This window comes from Mesorhizobium onobrychidis, from assembly GCF_024707545.1.
Classification (GTDB): domain Bacteria; phylum Pseudomonadota; class Alphaproteobacteria; order Rhizobiales; family Rhizobiaceae; genus Mesorhizobium; species Mesorhizobium onobrychidis.
In genome coordinates this window covers 4,182,556-4,206,706 of the sequence record NZ_CP062229.1, presented here as the reverse complement: position 1 = coordinate 4,206,706, position 24,151 = coordinate 4,182,556, and the positions used below count along the sequence as shown (strand labels likewise).

Here is a 24,151-nt window from a genome sequence, read left to right as displayed (position 1 = left end):
AAGGTGGGTTTCGCAGTGCAACATTAGGTCCTGGCCCAATTTGGCACGCAATTCCAATTGCGGGCGCAAACGCGCGAACTCCGATGCTTTCGACGTGTTGCGTTGCAGATATTTCGCCTTTGCCGGCATGAGAAAACCAAAAGGAGTTTGCAATGTCCGAAGCTGCGACAAAGATGGAATTTGGCGGCAAAACCCACGCGTCGACTGCTAAACTTGAATTCGGCGGCAAAACTCACGAGCTCAAGGTGCGAAGCGGCTCGGTCGGACCTGATGTCATCGACATCGGCTCGCTTTACAGCACCACCGGGGCGTTCACCTACGATCCCGGCTTCACGTCGACGGCAAGCTGCGAGTCGGAAATCACCTTTATCGATGGCGATGCCGGCATCCTTTTGCATCGCGGCTATCCGATCGACCAGTTGGCCGAGCACGGCGACTTCCTCGAAGTCTGCTATCTCTTGCTCTATGGCGAATTGCCGACCAAGGCGCAGAAGGACGATTTCGACTACCGGGTGACGCGCCACACCATGGTGCACGAGCAGATGTCGCGCTTCTTCACCGGCTTTCGCCGCGACGCGCATCCGATGGCGGTGATGTGCGGCGTGGTCGGCGCTCTGTCAGCCTTCTATCACGATTCCACCGACATCTCGGACCCGTATCAGCGCATGGTCGCATCGATGCGGCTGATCGCCAAAATGCCGACGATCGCGGCGATGGCCTACAAATACCACATCGGTCAGCCCTTCATCTACCCGAAGAACGAGCTGAATTTCGCGGCCAACTTCCTGCATATGTGCTTTGCCGTGCCGTGCGAGGAATACAAGATCAACCCGGTGCTGGCGCGTGCGATGGAGCGCATCTTCATCCTGCATGCCGATCACGAGCAGAACGCCTCGACCTCGACCGTCCGCCTCGCCGGCTCGTCAGGCGCCAACCCGTTTGCCTGCATCGCCGCTGGCATCGCCTGCCTGTGGGGACCGGCCCATGGCGGCGCCAACGAGGCGGCCTTGAACATGCTGGGCGAGATCGGCCATGTCGACCACATTCCGGAATTCATCGCCCGCGCCAAGGACAAGAACGATCCGTTCCGGTTGATGGGGTTTGGCCACCGCGTCTACAAGAACTACGATCCGCGCGCCAAGATCATGCAGAAGACCGCACATGAGGTTTTGGGCGAACTCGGCATCAAGGACGACCCGCTGCTCGACATCGCCATGGAACTGGAAAAGATCGCGCTGACCGACTCCTATTTCATCGAGAAGAAGCTTTATCCGAACGTCGATTTCTATTCCGGCATCACGCTGAAGGCGCTGGGCTTCCCCACCACCATGTTCACCGTGCTGTTCGCGGTCGCCCGTACCGTCGGCTGGATCGCGCAGTGGAAAGAGATGATCGAGGATCCGCACCAGAAGATCGGTCGCCCGCGCCAACTCTATACAGGTGCGCCGGAACGCGACTACGTGCCGATTGCTAAACGGTGAAAAGAAGAAGTGAGTAGTGAGTAGTATTTCAGATACCTAGCGATGCCGCTCACTACTCACTACTCACTACTCACTACTCACTACTCACTATTCACCGCTTGATACACCTCATCACGACCCCCGCAGCGATATCGCCGGAAGGTCCGTCGACAGCCATGCGTCTGGCCACCTCGGCAAAACCGTCCTTCTGCCATGCGCGATAGGGGGTGTCGGAAAAAAGCGCCTCCAACTGCCGCGCAAGATATTGCGGCCGCACATATTCGTTGTAGCTTTCCGGTACGATCGGGCGATCGGCGATGAGATTGGGCAAGGCGGCGCTCCATACGGTGATCAGGCGCTGGGCCATCCGCATGACCGGATCGAGCCGGTAGCAGGAGATCATCGGCACCCCCGACAGCGCCAATTCCAGCGACACCGTTCCCGATGCGATCAGCGCTGCATCGGCCTTGCCGAAGGCCTGCCATTTGCGTTCGGGATCAAGGATGATCTCCGGCTTCTCGTCCCAGCTTGCCACCGAAGCCCTGACCAGGTCGGCGACATGCGGCACCGTCGGCAACAGCAGGCGCAAGCGGTGTCCGCGTGCGCGCAGGATCGAGATCGTCTTGCCGAACGGGCCGACTAGCCGTCGCACCTCGCCGCGACGCGAGCCGGGCAGCACAAGCAGTGTCTTCACACGATCGTCGGACAGGTCGCGCGGCTGGCTTTGCGCCTTGGCAGCGCCGATCACGCCCGGATCATGCGTGAGGCGATGGCCGACATAGGTGCCGGGCGGACCACCGAGGCGGGCGAGTTCCTTCACCTCGAAGGGCAAGATGCAGAGGATATGATCGACATACGGTTTCATCGCCACCGCCCTGCCCGGCCGCCAGGCCCAGACGCTCGGGCAGACATAGTGGACGATCGGGATTGCCGGATCGGCGGCACGCACCTTTTTAGCCACGCGCAGCGAAAAATCCGGGCTGTCGATGGTGATGAGACAGTGGGGCTTTTCACCGGCGATCGCGCTGGCGGTCTGGCTGATCCGCCGCATCAGGCGCGGCAGGTCGCGCAGGATGGCGCTCAGGCCCATCAGCGCGATCTCGCCGCTGTCGAAGAGCGGAGAGAGGCCGAGCGCCTGCAAATGCCGGCCGCCGATGCCGACGAGCCGGACCTCGCTGCCGGTCGTGCCCTTCAGCGCCGCTACGATGTCGGCGCCAAGCAGGTCGCCGGATTCTTCGCCGGCGACGATGGCGATCTTCAGCGGTTTCTCAGTCGCCATGCGCCGGCTCCGCAGCAGGCAGGCCAATCACGAACAGGCCGAGCGCGTTGGCACGGGCGACGACGGTGGGGCCTTCCAGAACCAGCGAGCGACCGGCTTCGACGGCAATGCCGGCAAGTCCGGCGGCATGCGCCGCCTCGACCGTCTGCGGGCCGATGGAGGGCAGGTCGGCGCGCAACTCCTGGCCGGGCTTGGCGCATTTGACCAGGACGCCGCGCGTTCTGCCGGCCAGCCTGCCATGGCCGCGCAACTGCCTTGTTCGATCGAGCAATCCGTCAGTGCCCTCGACGCCTTCCAGCGCGATGGCGCGGCCGCCGATCGCAACAGCCGCCTGGCCGATATCCAGCGCGCCGATGGCCTTTGCCGCCGTATGCGCCGCTTCGATGTCGCGCCAGTCGGATTTCCGCGGCGCAGCATTGGTCAGCGTCCCTTCGGCCGCGACCAGTTCCGGCACGATCTCATGGGCGCCGACAACCTTGATCCCGCTGCGCTCGACCCTTCGCACGAACAGTTTCAGCACGGTGTCGTCGCCTTGGGTTACACCGACAAGAAGGCTGGGCACCCAGGCGAGCAGGCCGAGATTGAGGCGCATGGCGCTCAGCCTGGGGCGGCGTGTGATATGGCCCGCTGTTACCAGATGGGTAACGTGATGGTTCTTGAGCGTCGGCAGCAGTGAGCCGACATCCTCCAGCCTCAACGTCGCCTGCTCGTAGGCGTCGAAGTCGGATATGCGGTCGACTTCGCCCGCCACTATTACCACGAAGGGAGACTTGCCTTGCCCAGCAAGCGCCTTGGCGACTTCGACCGGCAAACTGCCGCCGCCGGCAATGATGCCGACCTTGGCGTCTGGCGCGAGATCAAGGCCCGTCCGGGTGGCCTCAATCTTCGTCATCTGCATCGTCGCCGTCGCCAGCCTTGAGCGACGGGACGGCATAGTGCCGCTTGCCGCGACTGGTGATGAAATCGATGATTTTCATGGCGGTCGGTGACGAGGCGAATTCCGCCTTGGCGAACTCGATGTTTTCGCCGACGGTTCGGGAGCGATCGAAGATCGTCCTGTAGGCCTTGCGCAGCGTGTGGATCTCGGAGCGCGGCAGGCCGGCGCGCTTCAGGCCGATGATGTTGAGGCCGCGAAGGCTGGCGCGATTGCCGACGGCGATGGCGTAGGGAATGACATCGCCGACGAATGCCGAGCAACCGCCGAGAAAGGCGTTGTCGCCGACGCGGACAAACTGATGAACGGCGCTGAGACCACCGATATAGACGTTGTCGCCGATCTCGCAATGGCCGCCCAACGTCGCCTGATTGGCGAAGGTGGCGTTCTTGCCGACAATGCAATCATGGGCGATGTGGGCGTAGGCAAGGAAATTGCCGTTGTCGCCAATCGTCGTCTCGCCGCGGCTGGAATCGGTGCCGAGGTGCATGGTCACGCCTTCGCGGATCGTGCAGTTCTCACCGACGACCAGCGTGGTGCGGCCGCCCTTGTGCTTGGTATTCTGCGGTGGCGCGCCCAGTGTCGCCATCGGATAGACCTTGGTCGACGCACCGATGGTGGTCGCCCCCATCACCGAGATGTGGCTGACCAGTTCGACGCGATCGCCGATCACCGCGTCGGCGCTGATGTGGCAGAACGGCCCGATGCGGACGCCCTCGCCGATTTTGGCGCCCGCCTCGATGACCGAAGATGGATGGATGACTGTCTGGATTTTCATAAGCATTCGATCGTCAGTCGCTCGTAACCATCATCGCCGAAATCTCGGCTTCCGCGGCCTTGACGCCGTCGACCAGAGCCTCGCAGGCGAATTTGAGAAGGTTGCCGCGTTTCTTGATTTTCTTCACATGAATTTTCAACTGGTCGCCGGGAACGACCGGTTTACGGAATTTGGCGTTGTCGATGGTCAGGAAATAGACCAGCGACGGTTTTTCGGTGCCTAGGCTGCGGATGCAGATGGCGCCGGCCGTCTGCGCCATCGCCTCAACGATCAGCACGCCGGGCATGACCGGCTGATCCGGGAAATGACCCTGGAAATGCGGCTCGTTTATGGTCACGTTCTTGATGCCGATAGCGGACTCGTCGCCATCGATGTCGATGATACGGTCGATCATCAGGAACGGATAGCGATGCGGCAGGAGCTTCATCAGCCCCAATATGTCGACCGCCTCGAGCGTCGTCGCCGCCACCATCTCAGCTCTTCCCTCCGTCGCCCGATTTCCGCGCCCTGGCCAGTCTTCGCAGAGCCGCGATCTCCCGCATCGCTTCCGCCATCGGCTGCGCCGGGTACCCTCCCCAAATCTCGCCCGCGGGGACGTTGCTCATGAACCCGCTTCTTGCAGCAAGCTTGGCCCCAGTCCCAATGGTCAGGTGATCCGCAAGACCGACACCGCCACCCATGGTGACGTTGTCGCCCACTGTTACGGAACCGGAAATACCCGAAAGGCCGGCGATTATGCAATTGCGGCCGATGCGGACGTTGTGAGCGATCTGCACCAGATTGTCGATCTTCGTGCCTTGACCGATGATCGTGTCGGACATGGCGCCACGATCGACCGTTGTGTTCGAGCCGATCTCGACGTCGTCCTGGATAACAACCCGGCCGATTTGTGGGACGCGCTCCGGGCCCTTTGCGCCGCCCACGAAGCCAAAACCGTCCTGGCCGATGCGGGCGCCGCCATGGATGATGACGCGATTGCCGATCAGCGCGTACTGGATGCTGGCGCCTGGACCGACATAGCCATCGCGGCCGAACTGGCAGGAGGGACCGATAACGGCATGAGGAGCAATAACGGTTCCGCTGCCGATAGAAGCGCGGGGGCCGATGATCGCGCCGGCCTCGACGATCGCGCCGGCCTCGACATGCGCCGATGGATCGATATGGGCATGCGGCGAGATACCGGTTTCGCCGGTCATCGGCGCCGGTGTCGCAGCCGCCGGAAAAAGAAGGCGTCCGACCATCGCGAAAGCCTGTTGCGGGCGCGGATGGACCAGAACCGCAATGCCCGCCGGCGCTTTGCCGGCAAATTCGGCGGGACAGAGAACCGCCGCTGCTCGCAGCGATTGCATCAGCGCGAAGTTGCGTCTGCCATCGACGAAGACAAGAGCGTGCTCGCCGCCTTCGCTTGCCGGCGCCAAGGCTTCAATCGATATATCGGAGAGGTCGGAATCGACAAGCACCGAGCCGGTCAGATTCGCGACTTCGCCAGCCGTATACCGGCGTGATGGCGCGAAGAACACCGGATCGGTCATTCCAGAAGCTATATCCAGCTAGCGCATGACCCCGAAAATCGGAATCGATCTTCGGAAAGGATCATGCGCAAAATCAAAGTTCTACAGCCTCCTTTGCGCATCCAAGAAGGACGCGCGGCGCTGTAGTGTCGGATCACTCTTCTTCCGGACCCCTACGGCCCGGAAGTATCGTTGCCCGCCGATCAGAAGCGGGACGATATGCCGAAGTTGAATTCCTGCACGTCGTCGGTGTCCTCCTTGAGGACCGGGATCGCATAGTCGATGCGGATCGGGCCAAAGGGCGACGCCCACATCATGCCGAGACCGACCGAGGCGCGCCACTCCATGTCGGTTGTCGATGGATCGACACCCGCCACATCGTTGCCATAAAGTGTCGCCGCATCGGCAAAGACCGCGCCGCGCAGGCCGAAGCTCTCCGGAATGACCGGCATCGGAAACTGGGCTTCCGCCGAGGCGTTGAAATAGGTGGTGCCACCGAGATGGTCGTCAAAGCCCTGGTCGTCGACAGGACCGATGCCGCCATAGGCGAAGCCGCGGATCATACGGTCGCTGCTCTGGAAATGGTCGAAGATGCGCAGGTCGTCGTCGCTGCCGTAGCCCTGGATATGGCCCGCTCCACCCGAAATCAAACCAACCAGATCAAGCTGCTCAGACAATGTCTGGTAAACGGTGCCACGCGCTGTCACCTTGACGAATTTGGCGTCGCCGCCGAGGCCGGCGAATTCCGTGGTGACATTGGCGAAGATGCCTTCATGCGGGCTCTTCATGTCGTCGATGGTGTTGTAGACCAGGCCGAGACTGACCGACGACTTGAGCCACGGGCTTTCCTCAATGCCGTTTAGGATAGCCGTAGAGACGTCGCACCCGGCGTTGGGATCGCAGCCATCGTCGAGCTCATACTTCTCCTGCGAGATATTATACGCCAGCTGCGTCGAGATGTCGTCGGTGATCGGCAGGCCGAAGCGCACTGTCGCGCCCGTCGTCTCGCTCTGGTAGTCGTCGTATTCCCTGGTCCGGTTGAAGACATCGAAACCGGCAGCGATACGCCGCCCGAGGAAATAGGGCTCGGTGAAGGAGAAGCTGTAGTCACGTGAATTCTTGCCGCCGCCCGCCGATAGCTTGATGAACTGGCCGCGTCCGAGGAAGTTGCGCTCGGTGATCGATCCTTCGATGGATGGGCCGTCGGTGTCGCCGCCTGTCGAATAGCCGGCGCCGACAGAGAACTCGCCGGTCGATTTCTCGACCACGTCGACCACGAGCACCACCTGGTCCGGCTCAGAGCCGGGCACGGTCGAAACCTCGACTTTCTCAAAATAATCGAGCGCTTCCAGCCGCTTCTTCGCGCGCTGAATGAGAACCTGGTTGAAGGCGTCGCCCTCACTCACGTCGAATTCGCGGCGAATGACATAGTCGCGTGTCCGGTCGTTGCCGCGGATCTCGATGCGTTCGACATAGGCCTTGGTGCCCTGGTCGATCGTATAAACCACTGAAATGGTGTGGTTCTCGAAATTGCGGTCGCCGCGCGGCGTCACCTGGGCGAAGGGATAGCCGGAACCGGCGACCCTCTCGGTCAATGCGATGATGGTGTCTTCGACGTTCTCGGCGTTGTAGACATCGCCCTTGTGGGTTTCGACCACCGACTGCAGCGATGCAGGATCGACCTCGGGAATCGAGCTCTCGACGCTGACGTCGCCGAAGGTGTAGCGATCGCCCTCCTGCACGGTGATGGTCACCGTATATTTGTTGGTGGACTCATCGAGTTCGCCGACCGCGGAAATCACCTGGAAGTCGGCATAACCGTGGTTGTAATAGAAACGGCGCAGCAACTCCTGGTCGGCGCGCAGCTTGTCTTCGTCATAGACATCGTCGCGCAGCACGAACGAAAGGATGGACGAGCGCTTGGTGGAGATGACGTCGGACAGGCGACGGCTCGAGTAGGCGCTGTTGCCGACGAAATTGATCGCGGCGATCTGCGTGCGGCCGCCTTCGTTGATGTTGAAGACCACGTTCACACGGTTGTCGCCGAGATCCATGATCTGGGTGGTCACGGCGGCGTCGTCGCGGCCGATACGCCTGTAGGCGGCCTTGACCGCCTCGACATCGGCATCGAGCGCCTGCTGCGAGAACGTTCCGCGCGGCTTCAACTGGACCGCGGCCGCAAGGGCGTTGTCCTTGAGCTTCTTGTTGCCCTGGAACAGCACCTGGTTCACGACCTGATATTCGGAAACCTTGATGACCAGCGACGAACCGACCTGGTTGATCTGGACGTCCGAGAACAGCCCGGTGCCGAACAGCGCCTTGACCGCATCATCGATATCGGAGCTGGAAAAGGCCTTGCCGGGCTTGATCGTGACGTAGTTGCGGATGGTGTCGGCGTCGACCCGCTGATTGCCGCTGACTTCAACTCTTGAAACAACAGCGGCCTCGGCCGCCGATGTGGCAACGAACTGCACTGTGAGCGCGCCTGGTACGACCAGGGCGGCGGAAAGGGCCACCGCGGACGCGGCGCTCAGAAACTTGGATGCTGCCTTCATCGGGCTTTTGTACCTTTTCTCGAAGTCCCCACGGCGAGAAAACCGGACGTGCGGTAATTTCCCCTACCGTATTAACCGGATTTTCCCTACACGCAAGGCTCCTGGTTAATTTGTATTTACTTAACCCTGTTGCGTGGCTTTCGCGTCACGCATATCCCCATGCATGGTAAACGGCGTCTCAACATTGGCTGTGCCGAAGCCAAATTTCTTCATGATTTCAGCATCCAAACAGGTCGTTCCAGAAAACGAACCCCATGAAGCCCAAGACGAGGAGCAGGCCGGCCCTGTAACCCATCTCCATCATCCGTTCCGACACCGGTCGCCGAATGACGGCCTCCACGCCGTAGAACAGGAGATGGCCGCCGTCGAGGGGAGGAATAGGCAAAAGGTTGAGAATACCGATCCCGACCGACAACAGCGCAACAAGTTGCACAAGCCAGTCGAAGCCCAGTTTTGCCGCCTGCCCCGACATCTTTGCGATTTTGATTGGGCCGCCCAGCTGGCATTTGTCTTCGCGACCGACGACGAAACGCAGCAGGAACTGGCCGGTACCCTGGATGATGTGGCCGGTTTCCTCGACCGCGGCAGCCAGTGCGCCAGCCGGGCTGTAGGTGATCAGGCGGGGTTGGCCGAACTCCTGGTTGTTGACGACGCCGATCACGGCCACCTTGACCTTGTTGCCCAGCGCGTCTTCCTGTTCCATCAATCGCGGCGTCGCCGTAACGGTGATCTCCTTGCCGCCGCGCAGCATGACGAAGGTGATGGCGTCGCCGCCGCGGCCCGAGACCCGGCGCTGGACGTCGGCGAAGGTCTGGACCTTGCTGCCGTCGACGCTGACGAATCGGTCCCCGGGCAGGATGCCGGCCTGCGCCGCTGGGCTGTCGGCGGTGACTTCAGCCACCGTCGGCTCCATCACGGGGCGGCCATAGGCGGTAAACAGCACCGCGAAGACGGCGATCGTCAGCAGGAAATTGAACAGCGGGCCGGCAACCACAGTCGCCGCGCGCTTCCAGATCGGCTGCGTGTGAAACGCAACCTTGCGCTCGGCATCGGTCAGCGCTTCGATCTCCTCCGAACTGGGCTGGCTCGAGGTGGCGTTCATGTCGCCGACGAATTTGACGTAGCCGCCGAGTGGAATGGCGCAGAGTTTCCAGCGCGTGCCATGGCTGTCATTAAAGCCGAAGAGCTCCGGGCCGAAGCCGATCGAAAAGACCTTTACGCCGATGCCGCACCAGCGGCCGACGAGATAATGGCCCATCTCGTGGACGAACACGACTACGGTCAGCACGAACAGGAACGGCACCAGCGTGCCAATGACAAAGCCTTCCGTGCTGAAAACCGCGTGAAGAATCTCGTTCAACTCATGTCCTCAAATTCGTCCGCAGCACGGTCGTACCGCGACTGTGGCATCAATCCAGGCGAATCCATGGCGCATCCTGCGCAGGTCAAGATACCAGGCCAGGAAACATGCCGATCAAGCTGGAAACAGCCCCTGTGCCGGATGGTCGGCGGTCGCCGAAATCCAGCCGATGACGTACAGGGCGAATGCCGCCGCGACAAGCCCGTCGACCCGGTCCATGACGCCGCCATGGCCCGGTATCAGCGTGCCCGAATCCTTGCGGTTGTGGCGGCGCTTCACCCATGATTCGAAAAGGTCGCCAGCCTGGGAGACCAGCGAAAGCACGACTGCAACGACGCCGAGCACTGCGAGATTGCCGGCTCCGGCCGCAGCGGCCAAAAGCAGCCCGGCAACCACGCCGCCGACAGCGCCGCCGAGCGCCCCGCTCTGGGTCTTGCCTGGCGAGATCGATGGCGCCAGCTTCGGACCGCCGACAGCGCGGCCGACGAAATAGGCTGATATGTCGGTCGCCCAAACCACCGCGAACAGGAACAGAATGGCGACGAGGCCGGGATGGTCGCCGTCGCGCAAAAGGGCAAGTGACAGGCCGGAAATGCCGGCATAGGCAAGGCCGGACGCGTCCCACTGTCCCGTTTGATGCATCGAAGTCTGGCGCATCGAACCCACGACCGCGGTGACAACGACCATCACTGCCACAAGTAGCAGCAGCCATGACGCCGGCAGGCCGGCGACCAAGGCGCCGACGAGAATCAGAAGCAGCGCCTCCGGCAGATAACCAAGACCCGTGGCGGCGACCGGGCGGCACATTCGCGTCCACTCGTAGAAGATCAGGATCGTCATGGCGGCGCAAAGCAACCGGAAGGGCAGTCCGCCGAGCCAGGTCAGGCTGAGTGTGACGACCGCAAGCACGACGGCAGAAATGACGCGAAGCTGGAGGTTGCTCATCCCTTGGCCGTCACGGCGACATCTTGAGCGCCAAGCCCGCCGAAACGGCGCTCGCGACTGGCAAAGTCGCGCAATGCGTCGGCCAAATGCTCGCGGCTGAAATCGGGCCAGTAACAAGGCAGGAAGACAAGCTCGCTATAGGCCGCTTGCCACAGAAGGAAATTCGACAGCCTGAGCTCGCCGCTGGTGCGGATGACCAGTTCCGGATCTGGAATACCCTGGGTGTCGAGAGAGCCTGCAAAGGATTCGGCCGTGATCGCCTCGCTGTCGAGCTCGCCGCGCGCCACCGCCGAGGCAAGCTTGCGCGCCGTGCGCACGATCTCGTCGCGTCCGCCATAGTTGAAAGCGATAACCAGGGTCAGCGCGTCGTTGCGGGCGGTGAGCGTTTCGGCCTCTTCAAGCAGGGTCCTGATATCAGGTTGCAGCCCTGCCCTGTCGCCGATGATCCTGACCCGCACGCCGTTTTGGTGAAGCTCGGCGAGATCGCGGCGGATGAAGATTTTCAAGAGGCCCATCAGGTCGCTGACTTCGGACTTCGGCCGCGACCAGTTTTCCGACGAGAAGGCGTAGACGGTCAGGAAGGAGATGCCGAGGCCAGGAGCGGCGCGCACCGTGTTGCGCAGCGCCTCGACGCCGGCACGATGGCCGGCAAGCCGTGGCAGGCCGCGCGCCTTGGCCCAGCGTCCGTTTCCGTCCATGATGATCGCGACATGCGCGGGGCTTGTCATAGTCTCGCTTTCGGGTCGGTCACCTACCCTTAAACCTGCATGATTTCTGCTTCCTTATCGGAAAGCAGATGGTCGATGGTGCCGATCATCTCGTCTGTGAGCTTTTGGACCTGGTCGGACCGCTTGCGATGATCGTCCTCGCTGATATCGCCGTCCTTTTCCGCCTTTTTGAGAAACTCCATGCCGTCCCGGCGCACGTGGCGCACGGCGATGCGCGCATTCTCGGCATAGCCATGCGAGATCTTAACCAGCTCCTTGCGGCGCTGTTCGTTAAGTTCGGGCAGCGGAATTCTGAGATTGGTGCCGTCGACGATCGGATTGAAGCCGAGATTGGATTCACGGATGGCGCGATCGACCGCACCGACCATCGACTTGTCCCAAACCGAAACCGAAATCATGCGCGGCTCCGGCACCGACACGTTTGCCACCTGGTTGATCGGCATGGTGGTGCCGTAGGCCTGCACCTGGATCGCGTCGAGCAGGTTGCTCGAAGCGCGGCCGGTGCGCAGCGAAGCCAGATCGTGCTTGAACGCCGCGATCGCCCCGTCCATGCGCCGTTTGAGATCATCGTATTCGGCACTCATCATCGTCTCCTCGACCCGTTAGCCCGGGTTCACTGTTCAGGGGTAACCCCGTATTCAAGCCTCAATCCGAAAACCGGTTCCCGCTTTTCGCCTACGGGAAACCTTCGGTTCGGGATCGGGCTCCCGATCAGTCGTCCGTGACGACCGTGCAACGGCCGCCGCCCCTCAGAATATCACCGAAACCACCCTTCTCGTGGATCGAATAGACGATTATCGGAATGTTGTTTTCCCGCGCAAGTGCAATCGCGGCCGTATCCATGATCGAAAGACCACGTTTTATGACTTCGCCATGGCTGATGCGCTCGAAGCGTGTCGCATTCGGGTCCTTCTTGGGATCGGCAGAATAGACGCCGTCGACCTGAGTGCCCTTGAACAGCGCGTCGGCGCCGATTTCCGCCGCGCGCAGCGCCGCGGCCGAATCGGTGGTGAAGAACGGGTTGCCGGTGCCGCCGGCGAAGATGACGACCTTGCCCTGGTTCATGTAGGCGGTCGCCTGGCGCTGCGAAAAGCTCTCGCAAAGCTCGGGCATGGCGATTGCCGACAGCACCACCGCGTCGACGCCGATCTTGTTCAGCGAAGTGCGCAGCGCCAGCGAGTTGATGACGGTGGCGAGCATGCCCATGTGGTCACCGGTGACCCGGTCACCTCCCTTGGAAACAACGGCCACGCCACGAAAGATGTTGCCGCCGCCGATGACGACGCCGACTTCGATGCCCAGGGCGCGGGCCTCGGCGATGTCGGCGGCGATGCGATCGACTACCGACACGTCGATGCCGAAATGCTGCTCGCCCATCAACGCTTCGCCCGACGCTTTCAGCAAGACACGTCGGTAGAGGGGCTTCACCGTCATCTGGTCCTCATTATTATGCGTGTGACGCGCCTCGGCTGCCGCCGCGCAGGCGCTGCCCCGAAACATTGGGTTCCGATACACGAAGGGCGCCGCGATGTCACGCGGCGCCCGAACCGGAAAACTCTCTTCCAGTCGTTAGCTTACGCCGGCAAATGCATCTTGCACGAGCAGATCCGGGCGATACCGCGCAAGAAATCGGCCGGGCATCCTCGCGGACACCCGGCCGTAAAGTCTTTTCAGAAAATAGAGTGCGGTTTACTTCTTGACCGCCGCCGCGACTTCCGCCGCGAAATCGGTTTCTTCCTTCTCGATGCCCTCGCCGAGCGCGAAGCGCAGATAGGCAGTGATCTTGGCCGGTGCGCCGATTTCCTTTTCGGCATCCGTCAGCGCCTTCTCGACGGTGATGTCGGGATTGAGCACGAAAGCCTGCTTGAGCAGCACGACCTCTTCGTAAAACTTGCGCAAACGGCCCTCGACCATCTTCTCGATGATAGCCTCCGGCTTGCCGGACTGGCGCGCCTGGTCGGCGAAGATCGCCTTCTCGCGCTCGACCGCGGCCGGATCGAGCTGCTCGGTCGTCAGCGCCATCGGGTTGGTGGCGGCGACATGCATAGCGACCTGACGGGCAAAGGCGTTGGCGGCCTGCGCGTTGCCTGTGGTCTCGATGGCGACCAGCACGCCGAGCTTGCCAAGGCCGTCGGCAACCGCATTGTGGACGTAGGTTGCGACAGCGCCGTGCTCTACGGTGAGCTTGGCCGAACGGCGGAAGCCAAGATTCTCACCGATCGTGCCGACAGCATCCTTGATGGTGTCGGCGACCGACTTGTCCGAACCCGGATACGGTGCGGCTGCGACGGCCTCGGTCTTGCCGCCATAGGCGAGCGCGACCTTGGCGACGTTGGCGACGATCTCCTGGAAAGCGGCGTTGCGGGCAACGAAGTCGGTCTCGGAGTTGACCTCGACGACCGCCGCCTCGCGGATACCGGAATCGACGCCGATCAGGCCTTCGGCCGCGGTACGGCCGGCCTTCTTGTCGGCCTTGGAAATGCCCTTCTTGCGCAGCCAGTCGACGGCCTCTTCCATGTTGCCGTTGGTCTCGTTCAACGCCGCCTTGCAGTCCATCATGCCCGCGCCGGTCAAGTCGCGGAGTTCTTTGACCTGTGCAGCCGAAATGCTCATTGTCGCCTCTTTGTTTAAAATGCACCGACGCACCACCGGTCCTCGATGATGCGCCTGGCGCCAGCGCTTAGCGCGCCAAAATATGAGAAAGATGAAGGCCGAAACCGGCCTTCGCTGTTACGCTTCCGGTGTCTGGGCGGCCGGTGTCTCAGCGGTCGGCGTCGGCTCGAGTGCCGGCTCGACCGGAGCCTCGGCCAAAGCGCCGACGTCGACGCCGAGCGCGCCCTGCTGGCGAGCGATGCCGTCGATTGCAGCCTTGGCGATCAGATCGCAATAGAGCTGGATGGCGCGGGCCGCGTCGTCATTGCCCGGAATCGGGAAATCGATCTTGTCCGGGTCGCAGTTGGAATCGATGATGGCGACGACCGGGATGCCGAGACGCTTGGCCTCGAGGATGGCGATCGCTTCCTTGTTGGTGTCGATCACGAACATCAGGTCGGGCGTCGAGCCCATGTCCTTGATGCCGCCCAGCGCCTTGTCGAGCTTCTCGCGCTCGCGATCAAGATTGAGGCGCTCCTTCTTGGTGAGCCCCTGGGCCTCGCCGGCCAGCATCTCGTCGAGCTTGCGCAGGCGCTGGATGGAATTCGAAATCGTCTTCCAGTTGGTCATCATGCCGCCGAGCCAGCGGGAGTTGACATAGTACTGGGCCGAGCGCTGCGCGGCGTCGGCGACGATGTCGGACGCCTGGCGCTTGGTGCCGACGAACAGCACGCGGCCACCCTTGGCGACGGTGTCGGAAACCTGCTTCAGCGCCTGGTGCAGCAGCGGCACCGTCTGCGAGAGGTCGATGATGTGGATGTTGTTGCGGGCGCCATAGATATAGGGCGCCATCTTGGGGTTCCAGCGGTGAGTCTGGTGGCCGAAGTGAATGCCAGCTTCCAAAAGCTGGCGCATGCTGAAATCAGGCAGAGCCATTCTTGAGTATCCTTTCCGGTTAGCCTCCACGGACACAGGCATTTCTGGACTTCGTCCTCGAACGCCACCGGAGGTCTCAGCCGGATTTCTCCCGGGCAGACACCAAAGTCCGTGTGTGGAATGAGCGCGCATATAGAGGGGATGCGCGACAAACGCAAGCGCTGCGGTGTCTTGCGGCTCAGCGTGCGGCGATCAGCGCACCGGTGCCGATCATGGCGCCGCCGGCAAACCTGTTCATCAAGCGCATCCGTCTTGGCGTCTTGAACCAGCTCGAAGCCTGCCCGGCAAGCACCGCATAGACGCCCATAGTGATAATGTTGACGCCGATCACGACCGCAACCACGAGCAGCCCCTCAGCGAAGGTCATTGCGTTGAGATCGAGGATCAACGGCATGATGGAGGCGTGGAACAGGATCGCCTTGGGGTTGCCCAATGCGATGGAGATGCCGAGGTAAAACGATCGAGACAGTCTTGCCTGCGTTACCTCCAGTCCATTCGATCGCGCGGAAGCCGATCGCCACATCCTGATGCCAAGAAACATCAGATAGGCAGCACCCGCATATTTCAGGATGAGAAAAACCCATTCGAAGGTCTGTGCCAGTGCCACGAGACCGAGCAGCGCCAAAGTCACCAGCACCGCGTCGCCAGCGGCGATACCGAGGCCAGCCAGGAACGCGCGAACGAACCCGCGCGAGACGCCGTTGGCAATGACCGTGAATACCGCCGGGCCAGGCGTGGCGGCGGCGAATGTGATCGCAGCGCAGTAAGCCAGAAATGCCGTCAACGTCATGGTCGTATCTTCCCCTTCGGCACCCGGACACGCCGGAAAACAGCAACGATCTCTTCGCGGCTACATTCGATGGCGCCTAGCCGCACCGCGCGGTCGCGCTCGAAGCCGGTTATGTCATAATGCGGCGCCGATGTCTTCGGCGGTCCCTGATAGGACGAGCGCTTGATGCCGAGCTGTGCTGCAAAACGATGCAGCTCATCGGTGTCGTCGGCCAGCAGGTGACACCAGCGGTGGCCGACCCATTTCCAGATCGCCGCGTCGACATAAACCGCCATGAGGCTTGCCGCACTCCTTCATCTTGCGCCGACCAGCGGAGCCGCAGTTCACCTGGGGCCAAGATCCAAACGTTAGCGATGATAGAAGGGATTCGGATAGAAAATGAAGCCGCCGGCGGCTTCGAGTTCGGCTACTGTCGTGGTGACAGCCGTCTGCATACGGCTGTGCAGTTCGGCGAGCGCATTGTCGATCGAGCCCGGATAGGCGTGCAATCCCAACGGTTCCGGCACACGGATATGCGCGCAGCGCGGCCCGGCCGGCTGCGGCACGAAGCGGTTGATCGTGTCGCGCAGCGTGCCCTTGCAATAGTCGTTGCGGATGCGCTTCAGATGTTCGGCGATCTCCTCTTGCGTGATGCGCGAGTTGGCTGAGGCCCACGGTCCGAGACGTTGGAGACGCTGGATCGTGTCCGCCAGCGTGCGGACCTGTTTTTGTCGTTCGGCGTCGCCGGTGTTTTCCCGCAGCCAGCGGCGCGACCGGCGCAAAAGCTCGGCGATCTCGTTGGCGCCGGGATCGAACGAAATGCCCTCCCCCAGGCGCCGGCTCAATTCGAGCAGCAGTTGCGTCTGACGCGCTGCATACGAAGCCCGTTCGTCGGGCGCCATGCCACAGGCAATCTCATCGCGCGACAGCAGCGTCGCATAGATATGGTGGACGCGCTCCGGCAGCGTATCGGCGGCACGGCGTTCGATCTTCAGACTCTTCTCGACATACGCGCATTCCTGCGCCAGCGCCGGCTCGGCATTTTTGGTGAAGGCGAGCTTCCAGACAACCGGCGCAATCCAAACCCTAGAATCCTGATCCGTGGCGCAACCGCGCTTGAGCGCTTCGAACCCCATCTCGACCGCCCCCGGAAGAAGCGGACCGACGACATTGGCATGCCAGCCGACGCCGCCTTCGGGATGCAAGAGAACACCATGCCCCTTCAGCGCCCAGGCGATCGAGTGTTCCTTGGCAGCCCCACTGTTGCCGGGAATCTGGGCGATCAGATTGTTGGCCAGCCAGAATTTCTGCATGATCCGGCCGAGGCCGTTGACGACGCCATGCGTGGCCCAGGATGCCGCGAGCGGACTGACCTGTGAGACGATCTCCTTGTCGATCATCCAGTCGGTAAAGAATTCCGGATGGTTGGGCGTGATGAACGTCGCCTTGCCGGCGCCGCAACAGGCCTTCAGCCGCTGCCGGTCGTCGTCGGGAAAGTCGATATGACGGACATTGGCGACGCCGCGCAATCCGGCCAGGCGGCTGAACGGCAACAGGTCGCGAACCCCGGGAATGCCATGCAGCATGACAACCCGGTTGACTACAGTCATGATCCTAATCAGCGCCGGATTGGGCCTCGGCGCCACGAACACATCGATTCTGCTCAACCCACCCCCCGATCGACCCATCGGCGTAGAAGTTGAGATGCAATTGCGGCGTGTTCAAGTCATTCGCCGCCGCCTTGCGGGCGTGGTTAACCTGAAGCCTATTTCGGCGGACAGGCTTTCGACTGATCGAACAACGACAGATTGACCAGCTTGCCGGTCATCGAGAACTCGCCATAGTCCATGACGAGGTCGCGCGTGATGCCGTTGTCATGCAGCTTGAAGCTGATCCGGTACTCCGGCACCTCCTCGCCTGACTTGTCGGTGCCGTCGAAATAGGCGATGTCGACCGGCCAGTATTTGTCGGTGGCGAGTTTCGCCAGTGCCGGCGCTTCCGGATCAGCCTTGTCGGCATCGGCTTTCTTGCCGACGACAACGGTGGTGGTCATCACCTTGTCGGCATCTTCCGAGCCGTCGAACAGGTTGGTTTCGTAGAAATTTTCGCCCTTTTCGGCCTTGTCGATCAGTTCGGCCAAATGCTGGGTCGGAAACTGGGTGGCGGCGAGTTCGAGGCTGCTCTTCTCCGGCTTGTCGATGTCGACCTTGAGGCCCTTCGTCTCCTTCGTCGCGGTGCCCTTCACCTCCTTGTCGAGGCTCTGGTCGACGAAGGATTTTGTCACGAACGAGAACGTCTTGCCTTCGGCGTCCTCGAAAGTGGTCGTCTGCTGGTCGGTCAGCTTTGTTGCATTGTCGTTGGTGGCAATCTGGGTGACGAAGCGGAACTTCACCGTGTAGCCTTCGCAAGGCGAACCGTTGAACTCATAGACCATGCGGCCGGAAATGCCGGTGATGCCGGAGCGATCGGAGGCTTTGTCCAGGCTCAGATCATAAACCGCGCGATGCGCCTGCAGCGCCGGTACGGCAAAAGCCGGCGCCATCGAGAACACCGCTGGCAGCAGGACGGCGTGGAATGCGAGGCGTGTTGCGCGCATGAGGGGCTCCGATCGGCAGGCCGCAGGGAAAGAGGGTCCAGCTTAAAAAAAGTCGTGGCGGAAGCGAGGCAAAAATAGCAATTTCGGCCCGGCCCGCGCGGCGTCATCAAGCAATAGGGAAATACCATGAGTGAAACAATCGAAAAGCGGCTAAGCGATCTCGGCGTGACGCTTCCGGTCGCCGCCGCGCCCGCCGCCAACTACGTGCCCTATTCCAGGTCAGGCAATCTGCTGTTCACCGCCGGGCAGCTGCCGCTCAGCGAGGGCAAGCTGCAGGCGAGCGGGCTGCTCGGCCGCGATGTCGACACCGCAAGCGGCAAGGAAGCGGCAAAATACTGCGCGATCAACATATTGGCGCAGGCCAAGGCAGCCCTTGGCGATCTCGAGAAAATCCGCCGCCTGGTGAAGATCACCGTCTTCGTCGCCTCGGCGCCGGATTTTGTCGAACAGCACCTGGTTGCCAACGGCGCCTCGGATTTTCTGGTTGCAGTGCTCGGCGATCACGGCAAACATGCCCGCTCCGCCGTCGGCGCCGCCTCCCTGCCGCTTAATGCCGCAGTGGAAATCGAAGCCATCTTCGAAGTCGAATGAGCCTGTCATGACCGATCTTTCCTGGCTGACCGCCCGACCCGTTGCCCATCGCGGCCTCCACGACATGAACAAGACGCGCTGGGAGAACACGCTTTCCGCCTTTGCCGCGGCAGCCGAACGCGGCTATGCGATCGAATGCGATGTGCATCTGTCGTCTGACCGCATCCCGGTCGTCATTCACGACAGCGATCTGAAGCGGCTGACCGGCCAGGACGGCTTTGTCTGGCAGCGAACGGCAGCGGAGATGACGGCGCTCAGGGTTGGCGGCACATCAGACCATCTGCCGACTCTGCAGCAGGCACTCGACCTGGTCGATGGTCGTGTGCCGATGGTCGTCGAGCTGAAAGGGGTCCCCGGCCGGGACGAAGGCTTGGTGGAAAGCGTCGGCAAGATGCTCAAGCACTACAAGGGCAAGGCGGCGATCATGTCGTTCGACCACTGGCTGATCCGCGATTTCCCGAAACACGCGCCCGGCATTCCGGGCGGGCTGACCGCTTATGGCAACGACGTCAAGCTGATCGAGGCGCATTTCGCCATGCTAGCGCACGACATCGCCTTCGCCTCCTACGCCGCCGGCGACCTGCCGAACCCGTTTGTCAGTTTCGTGCGCGAAAGGCTCAAAATGCCGGTCATCACCTGGACCGTGCTCGACCAACCGGCGGTCGACTTGACCTTTAGATACGCCGACCAAATGACATTCGAAGGATTCGAACCCGATCTTGTACAGGTCGCTTGAAACCGAGCTTGCATGGACCGGCACGGAGCTTAAATAAGCCTCATGGATCAAGGCGATGAAGGCGACGGGCAAACGGCGAATGGAGCGTATGCGATCCGGGTTGCCTCCGGCATCGGAGCCTTCACCTGCGCGGAATGGGATGGCCTCGGCGGTACCGCACGCGGCGATACAGAAAACGGCTACAACCCCCTCGTTTCATTCGCTTTTCTGAGCGCGCTTGAGGATTCGGGCTGCGCCGTGCGGCGCACCGGCTGGCAGGGCCATCATCTCAGGCTGGAGACACCGCAGGGAAAGCTGCTCGGTGCGGTTCCCTGCTACCTGAAATCGCATAGCCAGGGCGAGTATGTTTTCGATCACGGCTGGTCGGACGCGTTCGAGCGCGCCGGCGGGCGTTACTACCCAAAACTGCAATGCGCCGTGCCGTTCACGCCGGTCACCGGTCCTCGCCTGCTGGTCAACAAGGGCGAGGACAGTCGCGCCGTGAAAGCCGGCTTGGCAGCAGGCCTGAAGGCGGTGACGGACAAGCTCGGCGTTTCTTCCGCGCACGTAACCTTCGCGCAGCAGAAGGATGTCGGGGCGCTGGAAGCGGCGGGCTTCCTGCACCGCACCGACCAGCAGTTCCACTTCTTCAATGAAGGTTATTCGACCTACGACGATTTTCTCGCCACTCTGGCATCGCGCAAGCGCAAGGCAATGAAGAAGGAGCGGCGCGAGGCGCTCGCTCACGGAATCTCGATCGACTGGCTGACCGGCAGGGATCTCACCGAAAGGATCTGGGACGACTTCTTTGCCTTCTACATGGATACCGGCAGCAGAAAATGGGGGCGACCCTATCTCAGCCGCGAGTTTTTCTCGATGATCGGCGAGCGCATGGCCGACGACATCCTGCTGGTGATGGCCAAGCGCAATGGACGCTACATTGCCGGCGCTATCAATTTCATCGGTTCCGATGCGCTCTACGGCCGCAACTGGGGCTGCATCGAAGACCATCCGTTCCTGCATTTCGAGGTCTGCTATCACCAGGCGATCGACTTCGCGATCGACCGTAAGCTGAAAGTGGTCGAAGCGGGCGCGCAAGGCGAGCACAAGCTGGCGCGCGGCTATAGGCCGGTGACCATGCATTCGGCGCATTACATCGCGCATCCGGGCTTGCGCAACGCGGTCGCCGACTATCTCAGGCGCGAGCGGCGCGAAGTGGAGCGGATGGGCGACTATCTTGAAGAGCACACGCCGTTCCGCAAGGATATGGCGGACGATTAGGGCGACGTGCGTCCAATTGGACGCACAAAGTACGCTCTAACACTTTGAATCTCCGCAGCGTACTTTCCGAAAATCGATTCCGATTTTCGGGTCGATGCGGTAGAGCAAGGCACAATCCGGAGCGCACGCCATGGCCGAAACCACCTACGACAGCAGCAATATCTTCGCGAAAATCCTACGCGGTGAAATCCCGTCGCATCGCGTCTATGAAGATGACGCAGTCGTCGCGTTCATGGATGTGATGCCGCAAGGGCCGGGTCATACGCTGGTTGTGCCGAAGGCGCCGTCGCGCAACCTGCTCGATGCCGATCCGGCAGTGTTCGGCCCGCTCTTCGCAAATGTCCAGAAAGTTGCGCGGGCAGTAAAAAAGGCCTTCGATGCCGATGGTGTCACAGTCATGCAGTTCAACGAGCCTGCTTCGGGCCAGACCGTCTTTCACCTCCATGTTCACATCATTCCACGCTTCGAGGGCATTCCCTTGAAGCCGCATAGCGGCCAGATGGAGAAGCCAGAAGTGTTGACTGAGAACGCTGACAAGATACGAACGGCGCTGGGAAGCTGAAGCCGGGCGTCGCGCACCACGCCTTCGGCCACTCTTTATCCAATAAAAAAGCCCCGTTGCCGGGGCTTTTTTAGCTTTCAGGTCATCACCCCTTGCGGGGCAGTTGCGGCACCAGGCTGCGCTTGCCGCCATCCTTGCCCTTGGGCTCTGCCTTCTGCGCGATCACCTTTTTCGCGACGGGCTTCTTGATGGCAGCTTTCTTGGGTTTCGGCGTGTCGTCCGGTTCTTCCTTCTTCGGCTTGACCGGCGCCTCGTCGGCGAGCGACTCGAGCTTCAGGCCGGTCTCGCCGGTCTCCTTCTTCTCGACGGTGACGCGCACCGTGCCGCCCTTCTTGAGCTTGCCGAACAGCACCTCGTCGGCCAGCGGCTTCTTGATGTGCTCCTGGATGACACGGCCGAGCGGCCGTGCTCCCATGCGCTCGTCATAGCCCTTCTCGGCCAGCCAGGCGATCGCCTCCTGCGACAGGTCGAAGGTGACGCCACGCTCGGAGAGCTGGGCCTCGAGCTGCATGACAAACTTCTGCACCACCTGGTGGATGACCGGAATCGGCAGCGAGCCGAACGGGATGATCGCATCGAGACGGTTGCGGAACTCCGGCGTGAACAGCCGATTGATCGCCTCGACATCGTCGCCTTCGCGCTTGGTCGAGCCGAAACCGATCGCCGCGCGCTGCGCATCCGAGGCACCCGCATTGGTGGTCATGATCAGGATGACATTGCGGAAGTCGATCTGCTTGCCGTTGTGGTCGGTCAGTTTGCCATGGTCCATGACCTGCAACAGGATGTTGAACAGATCCGGATGCGCCTTCTCGACCTCGTCCAGCAACAGCACGCAATGCGGATGCTGGTCGACGCCGTCGGTCAACAGGCCGCCCTGGTCGAAGCCGACATAGCCGGGAGGCGCGCCGATCAGCCGCGAGACGGTGTGGCGCTCCATATATTCGGACATGTCGAAGCGGATCAGCTCGACACCGAGCGATGCGGCGAGTTGCTTTGCCACTTCGGTCTTGCCGACGCCTGTCGGTCCCGAGAACAGATAGGAGCCAATCGGCTTCTCCGGTTCGCGCAGGCCGGCCCGCGCCAGCTTGATCGCCGAGGTCAACGCCGTGATCGCAGTGTCCTGACCGTAGACGACGCGCTTCAGCTCGACGTCGAGACCGGCCAGCACCTTCTCGTCGTCGGCGGAAACCGTCTTCGGCGGAATGCGGGCGATGGTGGCGATCGTCGCTTCGATCTCCTTGATGCCGATGGTCTTCTTGCGCTTGGCCTCCGGCACCAGCATCTGCGAGGCGCCGGTCTCGTCGATCACGTCGATCGCCTTGTCCGGCAGCTTGCGGTCATTGATGTAGCGCGCCGACAGTTCGACCGAAGCCTTGATCGCCTCAGCCGTGTAGCGGACCTTGTGGAACTCCTCGAAATACGGCTTCAGACCCTTCATGATCTCGATGGCGTCTTCGATGGTCGGCTCGTTGACGTCGATCTTCTGGAAGCGCCGCACCAAAGCGCGGTCCTTCTCGAAGAACTGGCGGAACTCCTTGTAGGTGGTCGAGCCGATGCAGCGGATCGTTCCGGACGACAGCGCCGGCTTCAACAGGTTCGACGCATCCATGGCGCCGCCCGACGTCGCCCCTGCCCCGATCACGGTGTGGATCTCGTCGATGAACAGAACCGCGCCCGGATAATCCTCGAGTTCCTTGACGACCTGCTTCAGCCGCTCCTCGAAATCGCCGCGATAGCGGGTGCCGGCCAGCAATGTTCCCATGTCGAGCGCGAAGATCGTGGCGTTGTGCAGCACTTCCGGCACGTCGCCCTCGACGATGCGCTTCGCAAGGCCTTCGGCGATCGCCGTCTTGCCGACGCCGGGGTCGCCGACATAGAGCGGATTGTTCTTGGAGCGGCGGCACAGCACCTGGATGGTGCGGTTGATCTCGGACTCGCGGCCGATCAGCGGATCGATCTTGCCGGCCTTTGCCTTGTTGTTCAGATTGACGCAATAGGCGGTCAACGCGTCCTGCTGCTGCTTTTTCTTGCCGCCGTCCTCTTGCGGCTCGGCTCCGCTCTGGCCGCCCTGCTCGTCGTCGGCGCCGCGCGGCGACCGCGTCTCGGATGCGCCGGGACGCTTGGCGATGCCATGCGAGATGTAGTTGACCGCGTCGTAGCGGGTCATCTGCTGTTCCTGCAGGAAATAGGCGGCATGGCTCTCGCGCTCGGCGAAGATGGCAACGAGCACATTGGCGCCGGAGACTTCCTCGCGGCCGGACGACTGCACATGGATCACCGCGCGCTGGATGACGCGCTGGAAACCGGCCGTCGGCTTGGAATCCTCGTCGTAGCCGGTAACGAGATTGTCGAGCTCGGTGTCGATATAGGTGAGAACCGTATGCTTCAACTCGTCGAGATCGACGTTGCAGGCGCGCATGACCGCGGCCGCCTCGGTGTCGTCGATAAGGGCGAGCAGCAAATGTTCAAGGGTTGCGTATTCGTGGTGCCGCTCATTGGCGAGCGTCAGCGCCTGGTGAAGCGCCTTTTCCAGGCCTTGGGAGAAAGCCGGCATGTTAC

Annotated in this window: 23 protein-coding genes; 5 read left to right on the top strand and 18 right to left on the bottom strand. The window is 61.8% G+C overall.

What is annotated here, in order from left to right:
• The first annotated feature begins 152 nt into the window (after positions 1–152).
• Positions 153–1,481, top strand: coding sequence for a citrate synthase (gene gltA, locus IHQ72_RS20880; protein WP_065009590.1), 1,329 nt, complete (start codon positions 153–155; stop codon positions 1,479–1,481).
• Positions 1,482–1,572: 91 nt separating this feature from the next.
• On the opposite strand, the gene lpxB is transcribed toward gltA, so the two are convergent.
• The 17 genes from lpxB to IHQ72_RS20795 all read right to left on the bottom strand — a co-directional run bounded on the left by lpxB (position 1,573) and on the right by IHQ72_RS20795 (position 18,443).
• Positions 1,573–2,739 carry a lipid-A-disaccharide synthase gene (lpxB, locus tag IHQ72_RS20875; protein ID WP_258116950.1) on the bottom strand — a complete coding sequence of 389 codons (1,167 nt, stop codon included), beginning with the start codon at positions 2,737–2,739 and terminating at the stop codon, positions 1,573–1,575.
• Positions 2,729–3,631 (bottom strand): LpxI family protein, encoded by a 903-nt coding sequence (locus IHQ72_RS20870; protein WP_258116948.1) that lies wholly within the window; start codon positions 3,629–3,631, stop codon positions 2,729–2,731. Before IHQ72_RS20870 ends, lpxB begins: the two co-directional genes overlap by 11 nt.
• Positions 3,618–4,451, bottom strand: coding sequence for an acyl-ACP--UDP-N-acetylglucosamine O-acyltransferase (lpxA, locus tag IHQ72_RS20865; RefSeq protein WP_258116947.1), 834 nt, complete (start codon positions 4,449–4,451; stop codon positions 3,618–3,620). Before lpxA ends, IHQ72_RS20870 begins: the two co-directional genes overlap by 14 nt.
• Before the next feature lie 13 nt (positions 4,452–4,464).
• Positions 4,465–4,923, bottom strand: coding sequence for a 3-hydroxyacyl-ACP dehydratase FabZ (fabZ, locus tag IHQ72_RS20860; RefSeq protein WP_095520391.1), 459 nt, complete (start codon positions 4,921–4,923; stop codon positions 4,465–4,467).
• Position 4,924: 1 nt separating this feature from the next.
• Entirely contained in the window at positions 4,925–5,983 is a 1,059-nt protein-coding gene (gene lpxD / locus IHQ72_RS20855) for a UDP-3-O-(3-hydroxymyristoyl)glucosamine N-acyltransferase (protein ID WP_258116944.1), read from the bottom strand.
• A 182-nt stretch (positions 5,984–6,165) separates the two neighbouring features.
• Positions 6,166–8,517 carry an outer membrane protein assembly factor BamA gene (gene bamA / locus IHQ72_RS20850; protein WP_258116942.1) on the bottom strand — a complete coding sequence of 784 codons (2,352 nt, stop codon included), beginning with the start codon at positions 8,515–8,517 and terminating at the stop codon, positions 6,166–6,168.
• A gap of 217 nt (positions 8,518–8,734) precedes the next feature.
• Positions 8,735–9,877 (bottom strand): RIP metalloprotease RseP, encoded by a 1,143-nt coding sequence (gene rseP, locus IHQ72_RS20845; protein WP_258116940.1) that lies wholly within the window; start codon positions 9,875–9,877, stop codon positions 8,735–8,737.
• 114 nt (positions 9,878–9,991) lie between these two features.
• On the bottom strand, positions 9,992–10,822 hold the full coding sequence (locus IHQ72_RS20840; protein WP_258116938.1) for a phosphatidate cytidylyltransferase: 831 nt from the start codon (positions 10,820–10,822) through the stop codon (positions 9,992–9,994).
• The gene (locus tag IHQ72_RS20835; protein ID WP_258116937.1) at positions 10,819–11,550 is read right to left on the bottom strand and encodes an isoprenyl transferase; all 732 of its coding nucleotides are present in this window, start codon (positions 11,548–11,550) and stop codon (positions 10,819–10,821) included. The genes IHQ72_RS20840 and IHQ72_RS20835 overlap by 4 nt, the downstream gene beginning before the upstream one ends.
• A gap of 29 nt (positions 11,551–11,579) precedes the next feature.
• A complete protein-coding gene (frr, locus tag IHQ72_RS20830; protein WP_258116936.1) occupies positions 11,580–12,134 on the bottom strand; it encodes a ribosome recycling factor in 555 nt (184 codons plus the stop codon).
• A gap of 127 nt (positions 12,135–12,261) precedes the next feature.
• Positions 12,262–12,984, bottom strand: a complete 723-nt coding sequence (pyrH, locus tag IHQ72_RS20825; protein ID WP_258116934.1) for a UMP kinase — start codon at positions 12,982–12,984, stop codon at positions 12,262–12,264.
• Positions 12,985–13,239: 255 nt separating this feature from the next.
• A complete protein-coding gene (tsf, locus tag IHQ72_RS20820; protein WP_258116933.1) occupies positions 13,240–14,163 on the bottom strand; it encodes a translation elongation factor Ts in 924 nt (307 codons plus the stop codon).
• Between the two features lie 117 nt (positions 14,164–14,280).
• The gene (gene rpsB, locus IHQ72_RS20815) at positions 14,281–15,078 is read right to left on the bottom strand and encodes a 30S ribosomal protein S2 (protein WP_095492864.1); all 798 of its coding nucleotides are present in this window, start codon (positions 15,076–15,078) and stop codon (positions 14,281–14,283) included.
• 178 nt (positions 15,079–15,256) lie between these two features.
• Positions 15,257–15,868, bottom strand: coding sequence for a LysE family translocator (locus IHQ72_RS20810; RefSeq protein ID WP_258116932.1), 612 nt, complete (start codon positions 15,866–15,868; stop codon positions 15,257–15,259).
• Entirely contained in the window at positions 15,865–16,143 is a 279-nt protein-coding gene (locus IHQ72_RS20805) for a DUF4031 domain-containing protein (RefSeq protein ID WP_095492862.1), read from the bottom strand. Before IHQ72_RS20805 ends, IHQ72_RS20810 begins: the two co-directional genes overlap by 4 nt.
• A gap of 72 nt (positions 16,144–16,215) precedes the next feature.
• A complete protein-coding gene (locus tag IHQ72_RS20800) occupies positions 16,216–17,514 on the bottom strand; it encodes a lysophospholipid acyltransferase family protein (RefSeq protein WP_258116927.1) in 1,299 nt (432 codons plus the stop codon).
• 98 nt (positions 17,515–17,612) lie between these two features.
• Entirely contained in the window at positions 17,613–18,443 is an 831-nt protein-coding gene (locus tag IHQ72_RS20795) for a cell envelope integrity EipB family protein (RefSeq protein ID WP_258116926.1), read from the bottom strand.
• A gap of 126 nt (positions 18,444–18,569) precedes the next feature.
• On the opposite strand from IHQ72_RS20795, the gene IHQ72_RS20790 reads away from it, so the two are divergent.
• The 4 genes from IHQ72_RS20790 (at position 18,570) to IHQ72_RS20775 (ending at position 21,592) form a co-directional block, all read left to right on the top strand.
• Positions 18,570–19,034 carry a RidA family protein gene (locus tag IHQ72_RS20790; RefSeq protein ID WP_095492859.1) on the top strand — a complete coding sequence of 155 codons (465 nt, stop codon included), beginning with the start codon at positions 18,570–18,572 and terminating at the stop codon, positions 19,032–19,034.
• A 7-nt stretch (positions 19,035–19,041) separates the two neighbouring features.
• Positions 19,042–19,770, top strand: coding sequence for a glycerophosphodiester phosphodiesterase (locus tag IHQ72_RS20785; RefSeq protein WP_258116925.1), 729 nt, complete (start codon positions 19,042–19,044; stop codon positions 19,768–19,770).
• A gap of 42 nt (positions 19,771–19,812) precedes the next feature.
• On the top strand, positions 19,813–21,030 hold the full coding sequence (locus IHQ72_RS20780; protein WP_258116924.1) for a GNAT family N-acetyltransferase: 1,218 nt from the start codon (positions 19,813–19,815) through the stop codon (positions 21,028–21,030).
• A 130-nt stretch (positions 21,031–21,160) separates the two neighbouring features.
• Positions 21,161–21,592, top strand: a complete 432-nt coding sequence (locus IHQ72_RS20775) for an HIT family protein (RefSeq protein WP_258116922.1) — start codon at positions 21,161–21,163, stop codon at positions 21,590–21,592.
• 85 nt (positions 21,593–21,677) lie between these two features.
• On the opposite strand, the gene clpA is transcribed toward IHQ72_RS20775, so the two are convergent.
• Complete coding sequence (gene clpA / locus IHQ72_RS20770; protein WP_258116921.1) at positions 21,678–24,146, bottom strand: ATP-dependent Clp protease ATP-binding subunit ClpA; 2,469 nt, start codon at positions 24,144–24,146, stop codon at positions 21,678–21,680.
• Positions 24,147–24,151: the final 5 nt, after the last annotated feature.

Excerpts from the sequence above, each read along its gene's own strand:
- gltA (WP_065009590.1), top strand. The coding sequence starts at position 153 with ATGTCCGAAGCTGCGACAAAGATGGAATTTGGCGGCAAAACCCACGCG.
- lpxB (WP_258116950.1), bottom strand. The coding sequence starts at position 2,739 with ATGGCGACTGAGAAACCGCTGAAGATCGCCATCGTCGCCGGCGAAGAA.
- IHQ72_RS20870 (WP_258116948.1), bottom strand. The coding sequence starts at position 3,631 with ATGACGAAGATTGAGGCCACCCGGACGGGCCTTGATCTCGCGCCAGAC.
- lpxA (WP_258116947.1), bottom strand. The coding sequence starts at position 4,451 with ATGAAAATCCAGACAGTCATCCATCCATCTTCGGTCATCGAGGCGGGC.
- fabZ (WP_095520391.1), bottom strand. The coding sequence starts at position 4,923 with ATGGTGGCGGCGACGACGCTCGAGGCGGTCGACATATTGGGGCTGATG.
- lpxD (WP_258116944.1), bottom strand. The coding sequence starts at position 5,983 with ATGACCGATCCGGTGTTCTTCGCGCCATCACGCCGGTATACGGCTGGC.
- bamA (WP_258116942.1), bottom strand. The coding sequence starts at position 8,517 with ATGAAGGCAGCATCCAAGTTTCTGAGCGCCGCGTCCGCGGTGGCCCTT.
- IHQ72_RS20840 (WP_258116938.1), bottom strand. The coding sequence starts at position 10,822 with ATGAGCAACCTCCAGCTTCGCGTCATTTCTGCCGTCGTGCTTGCGGTC.
- IHQ72_RS20835 (WP_258116937.1), bottom strand. The coding sequence starts at position 11,550 with ATGACAAGCCCCGCGCATGTCGCGATCATCATGGACGGAAACGGACGC.
- frr (WP_258116936.1), bottom strand. The coding sequence starts at position 12,134 with ATGAGTGCCGAATACGATGATCTCAAACGGCGCATGGACGGGGCGATC.
- pyrH (WP_258116934.1), bottom strand. The coding sequence starts at position 12,984 with ATGACGGTGAAGCCCCTCTACCGACGTGTCTTGCTGAAAGCGTCGGGC.
- tsf (WP_258116933.1), bottom strand. The coding sequence starts at position 14,163 with ATGAGCATTTCGGCTGCACAGGTCAAAGAACTCCGCGACTTGACCGGC.
- rpsB (WP_095492864.1), bottom strand. The coding sequence starts at position 15,078 with ATGGCTCTGCCTGATTTCAGCATGCGCCAGCTTTTGGAAGCTGGCATT.
- IHQ72_RS20810 (WP_258116932.1), bottom strand. The coding sequence starts at position 15,868 with ATGACGTTGACGGCATTTCTGGCTTACTGCGCTGCGATCACATTCGCC.
- IHQ72_RS20805 (WP_095492862.1), bottom strand. The coding sequence starts at position 16,143 with ATGGCGGTTTATGTCGACGCGGCGATCTGGAAATGGGTCGGCCACCGC.
- IHQ72_RS20795 (WP_258116926.1), bottom strand. The coding sequence starts at position 18,443 with ATGCGCGCAACACGCCTCGCATTCCACGCCGTCCTGCTGCCAGCGGTG.
- IHQ72_RS20790 (WP_095492859.1), top strand. The coding sequence starts at position 18,570 with ATGAGTGAAACAATCGAAAAGCGGCTAAGCGATCTCGGCGTGACGCTT.
- IHQ72_RS20785 (WP_258116925.1), top strand. The coding sequence starts at position 19,042 with ATGACCGATCTTTCCTGGCTGACCGCCCGACCCGTTGCCCATCGCGGC.
- IHQ72_RS20780 (WP_258116924.1), top strand. The coding sequence starts at position 19,813 with ATGGATCAAGGCGATGAAGGCGACGGGCAAACGGCGAATGGAGCGTAT.
- IHQ72_RS20775 (WP_258116922.1), top strand. The coding sequence starts at position 21,161 with ATGGCCGAAACCACCTACGACAGCAGCAATATCTTCGCGAAAATCCTA.
- clpA (WP_258116921.1), bottom strand. The coding sequence starts at position 24,146 with ATGCCGGCTTTCTCCCAAGGCCTGGAAAAGGCGCTTCACCAGGCGCTG.